Annotated in this window: 16 protein-coding genes; 15 read left to right on the forward strand and 1 reads right to left on the reverse strand. The window is 30.2% G+C overall.

Annotation, left to right across the window (positions count from 1 at the left end; translation table 11 throughout):
- Positions 1 to 66 precede the first annotated feature (66 nt).
- Positions 67 to 924 (forward strand): histidinol-phosphatase, encoded by an 858-nt coding sequence (locus FVE74_RS03635; RefSeq protein ID WP_147003270.1) that lies wholly within the window; start codon positions 67 to 69, stop codon positions 922 to 924.
- A 151-nt stretch (positions 925 to 1075) separates the two neighbouring features.
- Here FVE74_RS03635 and FVE74_RS03640 read toward each other — a convergent pair whose 3' ends face one another.
- Positions 1076 to 1828 carry a lipopolysaccharide biosynthesis protein gene (locus FVE74_RS03640; protein ID WP_147003271.1) on the reverse strand — a complete coding sequence of 251 codons (753 nt, stop codon included), beginning with the start codon at positions 1826 to 1828 and terminating at the stop codon, positions 1076 to 1078.
- A gap of 273 nt (positions 1829 to 2101) precedes the next feature.
- Between FVE74_RS03640 and FVE74_RS03645 the strand changes: the two genes are divergently transcribed.
- From FVE74_RS03645 to FVE74_RS03710, 14 genes are all read left to right on the forward strand, one after another.
- Positions 2102 to 3250 (forward strand): pyridoxal phosphate-dependent aminotransferase, encoded by a 1149-nt coding sequence (locus FVE74_RS03645; RefSeq protein ID WP_147003272.1) that lies wholly within the window; start codon positions 2102 to 2104, stop codon positions 3248 to 3250.
- Between the two features lie 118 nt (positions 3251 to 3368).
- Entirely contained in the window at positions 3369 to 4802 is a 1434-nt protein-coding gene (gene rlmD, locus FVE74_RS03650) for a 23S rRNA (uracil(1939)-C(5))-methyltransferase RlmD (protein ID WP_147003273.1), read from the forward strand.
- Between the two features lie 463 nt (positions 4803 to 5265).
- On the forward strand, positions 5266 to 7437 hold the full coding sequence (locus tag FVE74_RS03655; RefSeq protein WP_147003274.1) for a heavy metal translocating P-type ATPase: 2172 nt from the start codon (positions 5266 to 5268) through the stop codon (positions 7435 to 7437).
- Positions 7438 to 7633: 196 nt separating this feature from the next.
- Complete coding sequence (pyrB, locus tag FVE74_RS03660) at positions 7634 to 8563, forward strand: aspartate carbamoyltransferase (protein WP_147003275.1); 930 nt, start codon at positions 7634 to 7636, stop codon at positions 8561 to 8563.
- A gap of 48 nt (positions 8564 to 8611) precedes the next feature.
- Positions 8612 to 9103: an aspartate carbamoyltransferase regulatory subunit gene (gene pyrI, locus FVE74_RS03665; protein ID WP_147003276.1), complete on the forward strand. Its 492-nt coding sequence runs from the start codon at positions 8612 to 8614 to the stop codon at positions 9101 to 9103.
- Between the two features lie 28 nt (positions 9104 to 9131).
- Positions 9132 to 9533 (forward strand): hypothetical protein, encoded by a 402-nt coding sequence (locus tag FVE74_RS03670; RefSeq protein ID WP_147003277.1) that lies wholly within the window; start codon positions 9132 to 9134, stop codon positions 9531 to 9533.
- Positions 9534 to 9536: 3 nt separating this feature from the next.
- The gene (pyrF, locus tag FVE74_RS03675; protein ID WP_147003278.1) at positions 9537 to 10277 is read left to right on the forward strand and encodes an orotidine-5'-phosphate decarboxylase; all 741 of its coding nucleotides are present in this window, start codon (positions 9537 to 9539) and stop codon (positions 10275 to 10277) included.
- A 295-nt stretch (positions 10278 to 10572) separates the two neighbouring features.
- Positions 10573 to 11007: a hypothetical protein gene (locus tag FVE74_RS03680; protein WP_147003279.1), complete on the forward strand. Its 435-nt coding sequence runs from the start codon at positions 10573 to 10575 to the stop codon at positions 11005 to 11007.
- A gap of 99 nt (positions 11008 to 11106) precedes the next feature.
- Positions 11107 to 12381: a dihydroorotase gene (locus tag FVE74_RS03685; RefSeq protein WP_147003280.1), complete on the forward strand. Its 1275-nt coding sequence runs from the start codon at positions 11107 to 11109 to the stop codon at positions 12379 to 12381.
- A 43-nt stretch (positions 12382 to 12424) separates the two neighbouring features.
- Positions 12425 to 13054 carry an orotate phosphoribosyltransferase gene (gene pyrE, locus FVE74_RS03690; RefSeq protein WP_147003281.1) on the forward strand — a complete coding sequence of 210 codons (630 nt, stop codon included), beginning with the start codon at positions 12425 to 12427 and terminating at the stop codon, positions 13052 to 13054.
- A gap of 348 nt (positions 13055 to 13402) precedes the next feature.
- Positions 13403 to 14167, forward strand: coding sequence for an SIMPL domain-containing protein (locus FVE74_RS03695; protein ID WP_147003282.1), 765 nt, complete (start codon positions 13403 to 13405; stop codon positions 14165 to 14167).
- 86 nt (positions 14168 to 14253) lie between these two features.
- On the forward strand, positions 14254 to 14826 hold the full coding sequence (gene efp / locus FVE74_RS03700) for an elongation factor P (RefSeq protein WP_147003283.1): 573 nt from the start codon (positions 14254 to 14256) through the stop codon (positions 14824 to 14826).
- Positions 14827 to 15046: 220 nt separating this feature from the next.
- A complete protein-coding gene (locus FVE74_RS03705) occupies positions 15047 to 15928 on the forward strand; it encodes an endonuclease/exonuclease/phosphatase family protein (RefSeq protein WP_147003284.1) in 882 nt (293 codons plus the stop codon).
- Positions 15929 to 15960: 32 nt separating this feature from the next.
- Positions 15961 to 17328 (forward strand): MATE family efflux transporter, encoded by a 1368-nt coding sequence (locus FVE74_RS03710; protein WP_147003285.1) that lies wholly within the window; start codon positions 15961 to 15963, stop codon positions 17326 to 17328.
- Positions 17329 to 17359: the final 31 nt, after the last annotated feature.

Consider the following 17359-nt stretch of genomic DNA (forward strand, 5'->3'; position numbering starts at 1 on the left):
AATGGTAAATTTTGGGATAGCTTTTTTCTTTATTTTGGATACAATATATGAAAGCGAGGAAATATTATGTTGGTAGATTATCATATGCACTTTGAATATGGAAGTTATGATGAGGATTATGTAAATCCTTTTTTTGAAAAGGCAAAGGAAATGGGGCTGACAGAAATAGGGATTACAGAGCATACCCATGGATTTAAGGAATTTAAGGACTTGTATTATGATGAGCTGATTTTGGATGACAGTGAAACTGGGAACTTTCAGAAAAAATGGCTTGAGCAGAAAACTAAATTTGTACATACATTGGATGAATATAGGGATTTTATAGATAAATTAAAATCAAAGGGATATCCAGTAAAATTTGGAATAGAAGTTTGTAATTTCAGAAATCAGGAAAAAGTTAAGGAAATATTGTCTAAATATGACTTTGACTATTTAATCGTTTCAATCCATTTTATTAAAGGCTGGGGATTTGATTTTAGCGCCTTGAAGCATAAATTTACAGATGGAGATTTGGTGCAAATTTGGAAGGATTATGCAAAAGAGATTGAAGATGTGGCAAATACAGGAATGTATGATATTTTGGGGCATCCATTTAATCTGAGATTATTTAAAAATATTCCAGAAAAAAAAGATGTCGATAAGTTGCTTGAAAGTACGGCTAAATGCCTTAAAAAAAATAATATGATTGTAGATGTAAATACTGGTACGTTTTATCGGTATCCAATTAAGGAAATTACACCGTATAGGGATTTTATGGAATATGTGAAAAAATATGATATTCCTGTAATTTTATCAAGTGATTCACATTATTCTGAACATGTTGGAATGAAAATAAAGGAAGCGGGAGAATACGTGAAGGAATTTGGAATTACTGAAATGGTAACTTTTGATAAAAGAAAGAGGAAAATGGTTGAAATTGGGTAATTAATAGTATTAGATGACCTAAGTTTTTTATCTATACAATAGGTTAAGTTCCTTGTTAGCAAATAATAAAAATATAACTTTATTTAAGTTCAATAATAAAAAAATGGGGATTGTCTTAAAATACAAGATAATCCCTTTAACTTTATTATTTTTAATTTTTTCTTTTTTTAATGTCTTCCCAATCTAATGTTGTTGAAAATTCCTTCATAAATGCAATTAATATTCCTAAGAAAATTCCTAAAAATAATGAACCAGCGATAACCAGCTTTTTATTTAAAGAAGGTTTTGTTGTAGAATTTATAAATTTTACAACTGGAGTTGGATCATTTTTTAATAAACGGTAATATGCCAGTCTTGATACAAGAGTGTCTGTTAATGAATCTTTCGTAGTTCTAATATCAACATTTTTTGTCAAGAAACTGTATTGTTGCTCTAAAAGTTTTATTTGTGAATCCAAAAAGTTGTTTTTTCTTTCAAGAAGATAATTTTGTGCAAGTATTGGATATTCCTTTGCAAAATTTTCCCCTTCGGATTTGCTATTTGTAGAAAATTTTACTTTTACCATAGGATCATTTGTTTCAGATTGAGCAGTCAATTTTGTTGTCATTTCCTTTAGAAATTTGTCATCAGGTAAATTTACATTTTTTAAAGTCTTTGAATTTTTTTTCAAGTAATTGAAAAAATCAAATGAAGTTAGTGAAAATTGTGAATTTTCTCCAATTTCTGTAAGAACTTTATCATTTCCATAAAGTGTAATTTCCGATTTGAAAGATTTATTTACAAATACGAAAATCGTTGACAATATCACAACTATTATTGTTGTTAAAGCAATTAGGGCTTTATCTTTATAAAGAATTTTAATTATCATATTGGCATCAATTGCCTGTGGGTTTTTGTTGTCCATTTTCTTTCCTTTCCATTTAAGTTTTAATACTAAATTCCATTAAAAACAGAAATTATAATTTATTTGATTTCGTATTGCAAAAAGAATCTGTAATAAATTTACTATTCAAATGAAAAATAGTATAAATTAAAATTTTTATATATTAATTTTATCAAAAAAAGTGAAAAATGACAATGGAAAATTTAATAAAAATTATAAAATAAACGAAAAATATGATATAATGGGTTATTGATAAAAAATAAATATGGAATGCAAAGAAAGAAGGTTTTGAAAATGTACATAGATCCAATAATAAAAGGAATAGAAATATCAGATATAAGAAAAATTCACGAAAGATTGTCGGCTTATAAAAATGTTATAAATATGACAATTGGAGAGCCAGATACAGATGCACCGCAAAAGGTGAAAGAAGCAGTTGCGTATCATGCGTTAAATAGTCCTATAAAATATTCGCCAGTAGGTGGGATTCCAGAATTAAGAGAAAAAATTGCAAAATTCTATAATGAAACTTTTGGTGGAAATTATAAAAAAGATAATGTTTTAGTTACAGTTGGTTCAACTGAAGGATTGTCTTCTACGCTTAAAACAATTTTGGCAAAAGGGGATGAAGTTCTTATTCCAACACCAGCATATGTTGGGTATGAGCCATTAATTACAGTTTCACAAGCTAAAACAATTTTTATGGATTTAGAAGAAAATAATTTTGTTTTGACTGAAAAAATCTTGGAAAAATATGTTACAGAAAAAACTAAATTAATAATTTTGACTTATCCAAATAATCCTTCAGGAATAACACTTCCAGAGGAAGAAATGATAAAAATTGTTGAATTTTTGAAGGATAAAGAAATTTATCTTTTAAGTGATGAAATTTATGCTCAAATTGCATTTGAAAAATTCACTTCGTTTGCAAAATATAGCGATATTTTGAAGGAGCAATTGATAGTTGTTAATGGTTTTTCAAAATCACATTCGATGACAGGATACAGATTAGGTTATACGATTGCTAGTGAAAATTTACAGTCACAAGTGAAAAAAATTAGCCAATATACAGTTACAAGTGCTTCGACATTGTCACAATATGGAGCAATTGCAGCATTAGATTACTGTTCAGACACGACTGAATTGTCAGAAATTTACAAAAAAAGAGTTTACTATTTTGTGGAAGAATTGGAAAAATTAGGATTTAAGTGCTTGAAGCCTAAAGGGGCATTTTATGTGTTTGCGACATATAAAACGATTGATAAGTTTAAAGATGTGGATTCTTTTGATTTTGTCTTGGATTTATTGGAAAAAACAGAATTGGCGATAGTTCCTGGGGTTACATTCCAAGTGGAAGGATATTTGAGATTTTCGATTGTGCATAACTTGCCTGTGTTGGAAGAAGCGATTGCGAGATTGAAAAAATATATTGAATCTAAATAAAAATAGAAATTAATTTTTTAAATTTTGGAAAATTTGTTTGGTAATCTTGTATAAATGATGGGATTACCAAATTTATTTTTAATTAAAGTGAAAAAATTTTATGGAAAATGGAGATGGAATGGAAAATAAAGAGAAAAAAATTTTAAGAAAAGGTGATAAAATACAGCTGAAAATAGCAGGACTTAATACGAAAGGTCGTGCGTACGGTTTTTATGGAGATGACGAAAATCGTATTTTTCCAAATATAAATGCGGCTGAAGGGCAAATTGTTGAAGGAATTTTTGTGAAGAGAAGAAGAAAGTATGAATTGATTCGATGTGAAATTATTGATTTTGCAGGAAGAAAAAATGTGATTTATGACGAAATTGCTAGACAAAATGGTGGTTGTAATTATCAGTATTATTCATATGATGAACAACTTGCGATGAAAAATTCTAACATTGAAAAAGAGGTGAAGAAAATTGCAAAATATGATTTTACTTTTGAAGAGCCGGTTAGAAGTGTCGAAGTAGAAAAATATCGAAATAAAATGGAATTTAGTTATGGAAATGCTGTGAAAGACGGACCTATGATTTTGGGACTTCATAAACAAAACAGTTTTCATGATATTGTTGAAGTAGATGGATTGAAATTGATGGATGATAACTTTAATAAAATTTATGTTTTTTGTAATGAATTTTCAAAAGCGACAGGGCTGGATTTTTATCATAGATTGGATCATATTGGCTTTTTTAGGAATTTGGTTATTAGAAAAGCGGATTTTACGAAACAAATTTTAGTAAATATGGTTACGACAACTCAAATTGAAGATGAGAAAAAATTGGAATTTCAAAAAGGTTTAGTTGAAGGATTGTTGGCTTTGGAGCTTGAAAATAGGTTTAAAATAACAGGGATTTTACATACATTTAATGATAATTTTTCTGATTCGGTTGTTTCTGAAAGTGAGGAAATTCTTTTTGGAAAAAGAGATTTGGAAGAAGAAATTTTAGGATTAAAATTTAAAATTAGTCCGTACAGTTTTTTTCAAACAAATTCAAAAACAGTGGAAAAATTATATGGAAAAGTATTGGATTATTTAGATGAAATTGATGGGGAAAATATTCATAATTCAGTTGTTTTCGATTTATTCAGTGGAACAGGTACGATTGGACAGATAGTTTCAAAGAAGGCGAAACAAGTTTATGGGATTGAGCTTGTAGAAGAGGCTGTTGAAAAAGCAAATGAAAATGCAAAATTGAATGGTATCGAAAACGCACATTTTATCGCAGGAGATGTTTTTGAAAAATTAGATGAGTTTGATAAAAATGGAATCAAGCCAGATATTATAATTTTGGATCCACCTCGTGCAGGTGTTGGTGAAAAGACGCTTAATAAATTACTGAAATACGATGTGAAGGATATAATTTATGTGTCTTGCAATCCGAAGACATTTAATATAGATTTGAAGGTTTTACAGGAAAATGGGTATGAGCTGGTGAAGATGGTTACGGTTGATATGTTTCCAGTTACGCCACATATGGAGGTTGTGTCGAGATTGAAAAAGTTAATTTAGTAAGAAATTGACTGGAAAAGGAATTATTGATATTGACATCTGATTTTAGGACAATAGTGAGTGAAAATGCAAAAACTGGGTTTATTAAAGAAATTTTGAATAATTTTGAATTTATTGAGTTTTAGAGAATAAAAAGATGACAATAAAGAATTTATAGTAAAGCTGCTTTAAAACTGAACTCAAAGTTATGGCTGTTTTACTTAAAACCTAAATTTATATGATTTTTAGCAGTTCAATTTTAAATAGGGTTCACTATAATATTGGAAATATTAATGAATTTGATAAATATTAATTAAGAATGCCGAATTATGAGATTCGGCAATTTTTTTCAAAATTATTTATAAAAAAATAAAAATATTCATTGACAACTTTTGATAAATGTAGTATATTATATATGAATATTTGTTCATATATTAGATTAAAATTAAAATTTATTGTAATAAATAAAAAGTTGGAGGTTGCCATGAAAAGTAATGAATGTATGTTGTCTATCGAAGGGCTGGATTGTCCTAATTGTGCAGCTAAAATTGAGCGGAAGATAAATACTTTGGAGGGGATTAAAGAGGCTACCGTTGATTTTCTTGGGAAGAAAATAGTTGTTCTTGCTGATGAAATTTCTGAAAATGAGCTTGTTGAGCTTATTCAGACGGAAGTGGATAAAATTGAGGATGGGGTGAAAGTTTTTATTCCAAAAGTTCAGGCAGGGGAGAGTTCTTCTGAAGAGGAAGATACAGGTAAAATTAAGAAAAAATTGCTAATTGGCGGAGTTTTATTTGTATTGGGAATTTTTGTTCCAAAAACTTTATTTATTCCAAAACTTGCGGTATTTTTAGTAAGTTATCTTGTAATTGGTGGCGATGTTCTGCTTTCTGCATTTAAAAATATATTGAATGGGCAAGTTTTTGATGAGAACTTTTTGATGGCGATTGCGACTATTGGGGCATTTACTATTGGAGAGTATCCTGAAGGTGTGGCTGTTATGTTATTTTACCAGCTTGGCGAGCTGCTTCAAGGGATTGCGGTTAATAATTCCAGAAAGTCCATTGTTTCGCTTATGGACATACGACCTGATTATGCCAATATTAAAGTTGGAGAAGGAATAAAAAAAGTTTCGCCTGAAGAAATAAAAGTTGGAGAAATTATTGTGGTAAAACCGGGGGAAAAAGTTCCTTTGGATGGGAAAATAGTGAAAGGCGCTTCGACTTTTGATACTTCGGCTTTAACTGGGGAATCATTGCCAAGGGAAGCAAAGGCTGGAGATGATGTTTTAAGTGGATTTATAAATAAAAATGGGCTTATAGAAATTCAAGTTGCAAAAGTGTTTTCTGAATCAACTGTTTCAAAAATACTTTATTTAATGGAAAATGCTGGAAGCAAAAAATCAAAGACAGAAAATTTTATAACAAAATTTGCAAGATATTATACTCCAGCAGTTGTTATTACAGCATTAATTGTGGCAATATTTCCTCCGTTATTAATTCAAGGTGCAACTTTTTTAGACTGGATTTACCGTGCTTTGATATTTCTTGTAGTATCTTGTCCTTGTGCTTTGGTTATTTCTATTCCTTTAGGATTTTTTGGCGGAATTGGCGGAGCTTCAAGACATGGGATTTTGATAAAAGGGACAAATTATCTGGAAGTTTTGAACGATTTGGAAAGTGTTGTTATGGATAAGACTGGAACTTTGACAAAGGGAATTTTTAAAGTTACAGAGGTAAATGCTGAAAATAATATAAAAATTAATGATTTTGAAAATAATAAAACTGAATTGACAAAACCTTTATTATTAAAGTATGCTGCACATATTGAAAAATTTTCCAATCATCCTATTGCACAGTCAATCGTAGCAGAATATGAAAATTCTGTATCTAAAGTTGATGAAAATGTTGTAAAGGATTTTGAGGAAATTTCAGGATTTGGAATAAAAGTTAATATAAATAATCATCAGTTTTTGGCTGGAAATTCTAAATTAATGAATTTGGAAAATATTACTTTTGATAAAAAAGAAAATTTAGGAACTGCAATTTATTTAGCGGCTGATGGAAAATATATTGGAAATATATTGATTTCAGACGAAGTGAAGGAAGATTCGGCAAGAGCGATTAAAGGCATGAAGGAAAATGGAGTAAAGGAAATCGTGATGCTTACTGGCGATAATGAAGCCATTAGTAAGAATATAGCTGAGAAACTTGGAATTGATAAGGTATTTACTGAATTGCTTCCGAATGAGAAAGTTGAAAAACTTGAGGAAATTTATAAAACTAAAAGCGAAAAAGGGAAAGTTGCTTTTGTAGGTGATGGAATAAATGATGCTCCTGTGCTTGCCAGAGCTGATCTTGGGATTGCAATGGGAGGAGCTGGAAGTGATGCGGCTATTGAGGCTGCTGATGTTGTAATAATGAATGATGAGCCGTCTAAAATAGTGACAGCCATTAAGATTGCCAAGAAGACAAAGGAAATTGTATGGCAAAATATTACTATTGCATTTGCTATAAAAATAGTTGTTATGGCTTTAGGGCTTTTTGGTGATGCAACAATGTGGGAAGCTGTATTTGCTGATGTTGGAGTTGCATTGCTTGCTGTTTTAAATGCTACGAGAGTTTTAAGATACAATCCAGAATCTTCAAATAAATAATATAAACAAAAAAGTTAGAAGAATATATTCTTTTATGAATTGACTTCTAATTTTTTTATTAACATCAAAGTTTTTAAAATTTTTATTTTATTTTACAAAAGAAAAATTTATAAGAGAAAAAATTTGCAAATACTTATAAAATTTGTTATCATAAATTTAAGAAAGTTAAATATTGAAATTCAAGGGAGAGATAGTGGTGGAAAATATTATTTCTATGAATGATATGAAAAAAAAAGAAATTCTTGATATTTTAGAATTGGCACGAAAAATTGAAAATTGTTCGGAAGAGGAGAAATTGAAATTTTTGCATGGCAAAATTATTTCAACTCTGTTTTTTGAGCCAAGTACACGTACTAAAATGTCTTTTGAATCGGCTGCAATGCGGCTGGGTGCTAAAGTTTTATCATTACCGCCTGTGGAACAGTCATCTGTGAAAAAAGGGGAGTCTTTTACAGATACAATTAAAATGGTTGAGGCATACTCAGATGTGATTGTTGTAAGACACCCGTTTGACGGAGCTGCACGGCTTGCAGTAGAAACTTCAGAAAAGCCTGTAATTAATGCAGGGGATGGCTCTAATCAGCATCCTAGCCAAACTTTGCTTGATTTATATACAATTTTGGAGGAGAAAGGTACGCTTGAGAATTTGAAAATTGCATTTGTTGGGGATTTGAAATATGGAAGGACGGTTCATTCACTGACAAGGGCACTTATGCATTTTAATCCGACAATTTATTTTGTAGCGCCGCAAATCTTGCAAATGCCGGATTATTTACTGGAAGACTTGAAGGAAAAAAATATAAAATTTGAAATTCTGGAGGATTTTAGAGATTGCCTTGATAAAATTGATGTATTTTATATGACTCGGATTCAGAAGGAGAGATTTCCAGATGTGGAAGACTATGAGAAAGTTAAGGGAATTTATGTTATAAATCGAAAAAATATTGTAGGAAAATGCAAAGATGATATGATAATTTTGCATCCTTTGCCAAGAGTTGATGAAATCGATAAAGATTTAGACAATACAAAATATGCTTTGTACTTTAAGCAGGCTAAAAATGGGATTCCTGTAAGACAGGCGATGATGATGGCTGTTTTAGGAAAGGATAAGGAGTTTTTTCTGTAAATTTATTATTTTTAGAATAAAAAATTTATTTTAAGAAAGGAAGAGATTATGTCTGAAGGAAGAGAATTACTGATACGGGCAATAAGAAATGGAATTGTAATAGATCACATCCCATCAGAAAAAGTTTTTGCAATTGTGGAAATCTTAAAATTAAAGGAATACAGCGAAAGGATAACAGTTGCAGCTAATATGCCAAGCAGTTCGCTTGGGAGAAAAGGGATTATTAAAATCGAGGAAAAAATATTGGAAGAAAAGGAATTAAATAATATTGCATTGCTAGCTCCAAATGTGACAATAAACATTATAGAAGATTATAAAGTTATTGAAAAAACAAAATTAGACAGGCTAGATAAAGTTATCGGACTTATGAAATGTGACAATCCAAAATGTATTTCAAATCACGAAAATATTGAAACAAAATTTGTTCGTATAAAAGAAAATCCTGAAAGTTCAGATGAAAGTATTCAGGATAAAAAGACAAGATACAAATGCTTTTATTGCGAAAAAGTAATTTTGGAAGATGAAATACAAATTCAGTAATAGGTTTGCTTGAAGAAAGGAAAATTTGATGCCTAAAGTTATTATAGAATCAAAAATATCTTACAATGGTGGAAAAGATAATTTTAAATTAAAAATAAACAATGAAAAAATTGAAGAAATAAAATCTGAAGGGAAAACAGAAATTGATGTAGATTATGGAGAACAAACACTCCAAATATCCAATAATTTTTTAATGAAATCTCCTAAAAAATTTATAAATGTAGAATCGGAAAATCAGGAGTATAAAATAACGCTTAATTTTAAAGCATGGGGAATTGTGCTTGTTTTACAGATTATAATGGCAATATTAATTATAAGTCGGCATCAAGTGGCAATTTTTATTGCAATACTGATATTTATTTTAGAAATTTTAATTTTGATCTTTATGGGAATGATTGAAATAAAAGAAGTTAAAAGAAAGGAAGATTAGATAATGGCTGGAATTGATAAAAGAGCAAAGGAAAGGATATTTGTCGCATTGGATTATGACAATATGGAAGATGCAGAAAAACTGGTGGAAGAGTTAGGAGACAATATTTCGATGTATAAAGTTGGGCTGGAAAGCTATCTTAATACAGATGGAAAATTAGTTGATTATTTGCATGAAAAAGGGAAGAAAGTATTTCTGGACTTGAAGTTTCACGACATTACAAATACTGTGAAAATGGCTTGTGCAAATGCTATTAAAAAGAATGTATTTATGTTTAATATTCACTGTTCAAATGGAAGCAAAACTATGAAGGAGGTTTCTGAATTAGTGAAGGAAAGTAATTCAGAAAGTCTTTTAATTGGAGTAACAGTTCTGACAAACTTGGGAGAAAATGACATTTTTGAAATGTTCAGAAGTGAACTTAAATTAGAAGAAATTGTTTTAAATCTTGCTACGCTTGCCAGAAATAGCGGGATGCACGGAATTGTATGTTCGCCGCAGGAGGCAAAGGATGTGAAGAAAAAATTAGGAAAGGATTTTGTGACAGTTTGTCCTGGAGTACGTCCTAAATTTACACTAAATGCTAATGGAAAAAGCAATGATGATCAGACAAGAATTATGACACCATCAGATGCAATAAAGCAGGGAGTTGATTTTCTTGTAGTTGGGCGTCCAATAACTAAGGCTGAAGATCCTGTTAAAAGTGCTAGGCTGATTTTGGAGGAAATTTCAGAAGCGCTATAGGATTGGATACTGAATTTTGAAAATAAAAAGTAAAAGACAGCAGGTTTGCCCGATAAATAAAGAATTTTATTATAGAAATTTATTGAAAAATAATCTTGATAGTATGCAGACAAAAAAGAAATATAAATTATTGAATAGAATTAATGCAAATCAAAGATAAATGTATTAAAATAAAAACTGTAACAATAGTTTTGTAAATTTACTTGTTACGTTATTAGTTAATCTTGTTTAAAAAATAAAAAAAAACAAAATTTTAGGCAAGAAATATTATAAATAAAAAAAGGAGATTGTAGTAATGAAAAAAGGTTTATTATTAGTATTGGGAATTTTGGGAGCATATCAGTTAGGATACAGTGAGAATATGGAAACAAAAGTTGAAAAGATTCAAAATGTGGAAGTTAAGCAAAATCAAGTTCAAACTCAGACTCATGTTCAAACTGAAGTAAATCCAGATAAGGCGAAAGAAGTAAAAGAGTTAGATGAGGAAGCAGAAGAAAATAATAAAGCAGGATCTGCTCAGGAAGTACAGCCTAAGAAAAAGGGAAAAAAAGAGAAAGAACCAAAGAAAGCCCCAAAAGAGCCGAAAGTAAAAAATTTGACACCAGCACAGGAAAGAAGGCTGGATGCCAGAACAAGAAAAAATAAAGAGAAAAAAATGACATTGGATGAAAAACTGGACTTTCAAATTTTGAAAATGGAAAGAGTATTAAAAAATTTAGAAAAGTATTAATTAATGGATTTGTTTGACAACGATGCAGATAAAAAATATTGCTAAATAGAATAACAATTATTAACTTTTTGAATGTGTCTAATAAATTAAGGAGTGAAAATGGAAAAGAATAAAATTATTATTCTAAAAAATGGAATTGATGTTTTTGGAAATAAAATTGAAATTTTGGTAAATGGAGAAATTATTGAAAAGGTTTCTGAAAATATTGATGAAAGTAAATTTGAAAATAATGAAAATGTGAGAATTATTGATGTTGAAGGGAAACTGGTAATGCCAGGAGTTATTGATGTGCATACACATATGAGGGAGCCTGGAGTTACGTATAAGGAGGATTTTACGACAGGTTCACGTGCATGTGTTAAAGCTGGGGTTACGACTTTTTATGATATGCCGAATACGGTTCCTACGACTACAACGGAAGAAAATTTACTGGAAAAGAAAAAATTGGCAAGTGAAAAATCAATTGTAAATTTTGGGATTCATTTTGGTGGAAGTAAAAATGATAATGTTGAGGAAATAAAAAAAGTTTTGAAAAATGGGGAAGTTAATACAGTAAAAATTTTTATGAATGTGTCAACTGGAGAAATGCTTATTGAAGATGATGAAATTTTGGCAAAAGTGTTTGAAAATTCTAAATTGGTGCTAGTTCATGCTGAAAACGAAATGATTGATAAAGCAATAGAATTAAATAAAAATTATGGAAGCGGGCTTTATGTATGTCACATTCCATCAGCAGAAGAAATGAAAAAAGTTATAAATGCGAAGAAAAATAGCGATGTGAATACAAAAGAGCATCCAGTTTATGCTGAAGTTACACCGCATCATTTATTTTTAAATACTGAAATTCGTGAAAGTACAGAAAGAAATAAAATGCTTTTGAGAATGAAGCCTGAATTGAGGGAAAAATCTGACAATGAGTTTTTGTGGGAAGCGATAAATCGTGGGGAAGTCGATACAATTGGAACAGATCATGCGCCACATTTGATAAGTGAAAAGCTGGAAAAAATTACATTTGGAATGCCAGGGGTGGAAACTTCGCTTGCACTTATGATAAATGCCTATAATGAAGGTAAAATATCGCTGGAAATGATTCAGAAACTGATGTGTGAAAATCCTGCAAAAATAATGAAAATTGAAAAAAGAGGAAAACTGCAGGAAGGATATTTTGCAGATGTGATTGTTGTTGATACAAAAAAGGAATGGATTGTTGGAATAGACGATACAATTGAGTCAAAATGTGGATGGACACCTTATGAAAATTGGAGATTAAAAGGAAAAAACATAATGACAATTGTAAATGGCGAAATTGTTTATGAAAATGGCAAAATTAATGAAAATGTGAAAAGCGGAAAAGAAGTTAAATTTTATGACTAATATTTAATAAATAAAAAAATCAAAACTTGAAAGGAATAAAGAAATGGCTAATTTAACATTGGAAGAAAAAGTGGCAAAGGCATTATTTGATGTGAAGGCGGTAAAAATTAACGTGGGAGAACCATTTACATTTGCATCTGGAATTAAAAGCCCTATTTATTGTGATAACCGTTATGTTTTAGGTTTTTCAGATGAAAGGGATACGATTGTAGAATCGTTTGTTGAAAGAATTGACAAAGATGTTGATGTAATTGTGGGAGTGGCAACAGCGGGAATTCCTTGGGCTTCATTTATTGCTGACAGAATGAAAAAGCCGCTTGCTTATGTGAGAAATAAACCAAAAGACCACGGTGCAGGGAAACAGATTGAAGGAGCGGAAGTTAAAGGGAAAAAAGTCGTTGTGATTGAAGATTTGATTACAACTGGTAAAAGCAGCCTTATTGCAGTTGATGTGCTTCAAAAGGAAGAAGTGAAGGAATTGGAAGTAAAATCAATCTTTTCTTATGGATTTGACAGTGCAAAGGAAAATTATGCAAAATATAACTGCAAATTCAGTTCACTTTCAAATTTTGATGTTTTAATAAAATTATTGGCACAAACTGATTATTTGACACAGGATGAAGCTAAAATTGCTCTGGAATGGAGTAAAGCTCCTGAAAAATGGGGAAGATAACGTTTGAATTATAAATTACAGTTTTATGCTAAACTCTATTTTAAGAAATAGGAAACATATTTGATTTATTTTCTGACAAGAGTTAAGACACATTGTTAAACAGGATTTATAGAAAATCTATTATTCTGAATGGGAAATAGTATTAACGAGGGATTAAATATCCCTTGTTTTATTTTCTAAAATTTTAGAAAAAAGATAAAAAGTTATGGAAAAACAAAAAAATTTTGGATAATAATTGACTTTTTTTGTAAAATAATCTATAATTTGATAGAACTTTTGTGAGTGAACCATAATTTTGAAATACTTGAATATTATAATAATTTATAAAGTTCAGTAAAGGAGTAAAAATTGAAAAAGATACAGTTTATAATAATTCCTACAATATTATCCTTTGGGTTAATAATATCTTCTGCATTGATTTCAAATGCGATGAATAGGGCAAATAAGGATGAAAACAGAATCACGGTAAAGGGAGTGGCTGAACGTAGAATAAAGGCGGATAAGGCACTTATAACTATTGTAATTTCTGATAAAAGTGAAAATATTGATGAGTTGAAGAACAATATATCAGAAAACGAAAAGTTGGCTACGGATTTGATTAAAAGTCTGAAAATTAATGAAGAGGAATACAGTGTCGGAAATTTACGGATTCAGCCAAATTATATTGAAAATTCATCAAATGTAAAACAGCAGTCATCTGTAAATTCTACAGAAGGTGTACCTAATGCTAAAATTTCAGATTACGACGGAGTTGAAACTATTTCAATTGTTACAAAAAATATTGACAAGGCTGAAGAATTTTTTGAAAAATTGTCAGAATTAAAGCTTCAAAGCAATAATATCCAAATAGATAAGCCAGAATATTTTATAACAAATATTGAAAAATATAAAAAAGATATGGTTGTGGATGCTTCAAGAAATGCTGAAGTAAGAGCAGTTGAAATGTTAAAAGTAAACAACAATGAAATTGGCGGATTGAAAAATATAAGCCAAGGGCAGTTTGAAGTATTGGAAGATACGGAAGATGTGAAAAAAATAAATGAAAATGAATCTAATCAGATTTATAAAAAAATGCGAGTAGTAGTGACAGCAACATATTTGATAAAATATTAAATTTTAAAATAATTTCTTAATTTAAGAAAGCGAACAAATTAAAAAAAAATTATAAATAAAAAGTAAAATTTAGGAGGAAAAAATTAATGAAACCAGCAGCAGAATTAAGACAAGGAAGCACATATAGAAAGGATAACATCCCATATTTAATACTAAAAGCTGAAAGACACCAATCAACGTCAGGAAAAAGACAAAGAGCGGCAGAAGTAAAATTTAAAACAAAAGAATTAATTTCAGGAAAAATTCAAGAAATTACAGTTTTAGCTACTGAACTTATGGATGATATTATTCTTGACAGAAATCAAATGCAATTTTTATATGAAATTGATGGAGAATATAACTTTATGGATCAGGAAACTTTTGAGCAAATTGCTTTAAGAGCGGAAGATTTAGGAGATGCAGTAAATTTCTTGGAAGAAGAAATGATTATTCAAGTATTGATGTATGAAGGAACTCCAGTTGGAGTAGAACTTCCAAACACAGTAATCAGAGAAGTAACTTATACTGAACCAGGATTAAAAGGAGATACAATCGGAAGAGCAACAAAACCTGCAACAATTACAAATGGGTATAGTTTGCAAGTGCCTTTATTTGTAGTAATCGGAGACAAAATCAAAATTGACACAAGAACTGGTGAATACATCGAAAGAGCAAATTAATAATAAAAATTTAAAATTGTAAATAATAAATTATAGCTATCGAAAGAACGGTAGCTTTTTTTGAAGAAATGATATAAAATTAAATATAGATTAAATAAAATTTAATAAAATGAATATTCTGAAGCAAGGGGGTTTTGATTTTTTGTTAAATAAAAAGATTTAAGTTGTCAGACAGATCTGTTAATTGAATAAAAATAAAAAAATCAAGGGGTTGATTGAGATGAAAAATAAAATAATTAGAGGATTATTTTTTGTATTTTTGTTTTTTGGAGTATTTTCTTGTTTTGAAAAAGGTAAGATAGATGAGGAAACTGGGATAAATCGAGATGAAAGTACAATTTTAGTTGCGTCGTTTAATGCGCTTAGGCTGGGGGAAAAGCAAAAGGATTACAGGGCATTTGCACAGATTTTGGCAAAGTTTGACTTGATTGGGCTGGAAGAGGTTATGAATGAAAAGGGGGTTAAGAAAACTCAGGCGTATTTGGAAAAATTGACTAAGGAAAAATGGGATTATATTATTTCGGAAAATTCTGTAGGAAGTGAGAATTATCGGGAATATTTTGCATTTATTTATAGAAAAAGCAAATTTTCGGAGGCACGAGGGCTTGGATTTTATAAGGAAAAGGATGAAAATGAGTTTATGAGGGAGCCTTACGGGGCTTATTTTAAAGCTGGGAACTTTGATTTTGTATATATTATAGCGCATTCGGTTTTTGGGGATAAGGAGAAGCAGAGGCTTCTGGAAGCGGCAAGTTATGTTAATGTTTATGAATATTTTTCCAAATTAACAGGTGAGGATGATATAATTATTGCCGGGGATTTTAATACATCGGCAGATAATATGGCTTTTAAAAATATGAACGATAAATACGGTGTTTCCTATATTTTGAATCCTGAAGAGAATTTAACAACGCTTTCAGACAGTAAATTGGTAAGTTCTTATGACAACTTTTTTATAAATTTGAAAAAAACAAGGGAATTTACTGGAAATTTTGGTGTATATAACTTTATAAAAAATAATAACTATGCTATAATAAAGAAATATGTGTCAGATCATCTTCTAATTTTTTCAGAATATTCAACATTGGAAGATTTGGATTAATAAAAGATAGGGAAATTGAAGAAAGGAAATGAATGAAAGAAAGAGAAATAAATAAAAAATCAGTTTATAGAAAAGTAATTAATATTGGACTGCCTGTGGCAATTGAAAATATGATTTATGCGCTTATGAACTTTGTAGATATGTTTATGGTGGGGAACGAAAATGTAATACTTGGGCTGGGAACTGTGGCAGTTGCTGGGCTGGGGTTTGCCAATCAGATGTTTATGATTTTTATGACATCGCTTTTTGGGATGAATAGTGGCGGTGGAATTTTGGCGGCACAATATTTTGGAAATAAGGATTACAAAAATTTAAAAAGATGTCTTGGAATAACGATTAGTGTCGGTTTTTTATTTTCATTGCTATTCTTGTTTGCTGGGCTGTTTATTCCAGAAACTGTAATTTCTGTATTTACAAATGACAGCAAAGTTATAAGAATTGGAGCAGATTATTTAAGAATCGTGGCTTGGGCCTATCCGCTTGTAGGAGTGGGATTTGCATTTAATATGCAGCTTCGTGCAATTGGAAAAACAAAATATTCATTTTATTCAAGCGTTATTGGGCTTGTAATTAATGTAGCCATAAATTATATATTAATTTTTGGGCATTTTGGCTTTCCAGCAATGGGAGTACGTGGAGCTGCGATTGCAACAGTTATTGCAAGAATTATAAGCACTTTTTACATTATTTATATAATTTACAAATTAAAATTGCCAATTGCAGGGAAAATAAATGAATTATTTGATTTGTCATTGGAATTTTTTGTAAAAGTTATGAAAATCTCGCTTCCTGTATTTATTCACGAAATACTTTGGATATTAGGTTCAAGTGTATATGTCATGATCTTTGGAAGAATGGGAACAGATTTTGCGGCTGCGGTTCAAGTTGTAAAATCAATTAGCAGTCTTGTATTAACGTTGTTATTTGGACTTTCAAGTGCAACTTCGGCTATAATTGGAAATGAAATTGGAGCAGGAAGAGAAGATAATGCTTATGAATATTCAATAATATTATTAAAGGTGGCAGTTCTTGCAGGTGTTGTCATTGGAGCGGTTGTACTTATTTTCAGTCCATTTGTACTGATTCACGTAAATGCCAAAAGTTATCCATTAGCAAAGGAAATTGTAAAGGCGGAAGTTTTTGTAATTTTTATAAAGGCAATCAGCTTGCAGCTGCTAGTTGGAATTTTACGTTCAGGAGGAGATACAGTCTGGACAATGTTTACTGATTTGATACCGCTCTGGTTTATTGCGATTCCAATAACATATTTTTCTGGACTTTATTCAGGATTGCCAGTTGCGGTTGTGTATCTGATTTCATGCAGTGATGAAGTTATAAAGATATTTCCTTGCGTGATGAGGTTAAGAAGCAGGAAGTGGATAAATAATCTGGTAAGTTAAAAAATAGGGGAAATTTAAGATAATAAAGGAG

This window comes from Leptotrichia wadei (assembly GCF_007990445.1).
In the GTDB taxonomy this organism is placed as follows: Bacteria; Fusobacteriota; Fusobacteriia; order Fusobacteriales; family Leptotrichiaceae; genus Leptotrichia; species Leptotrichia wadei_A.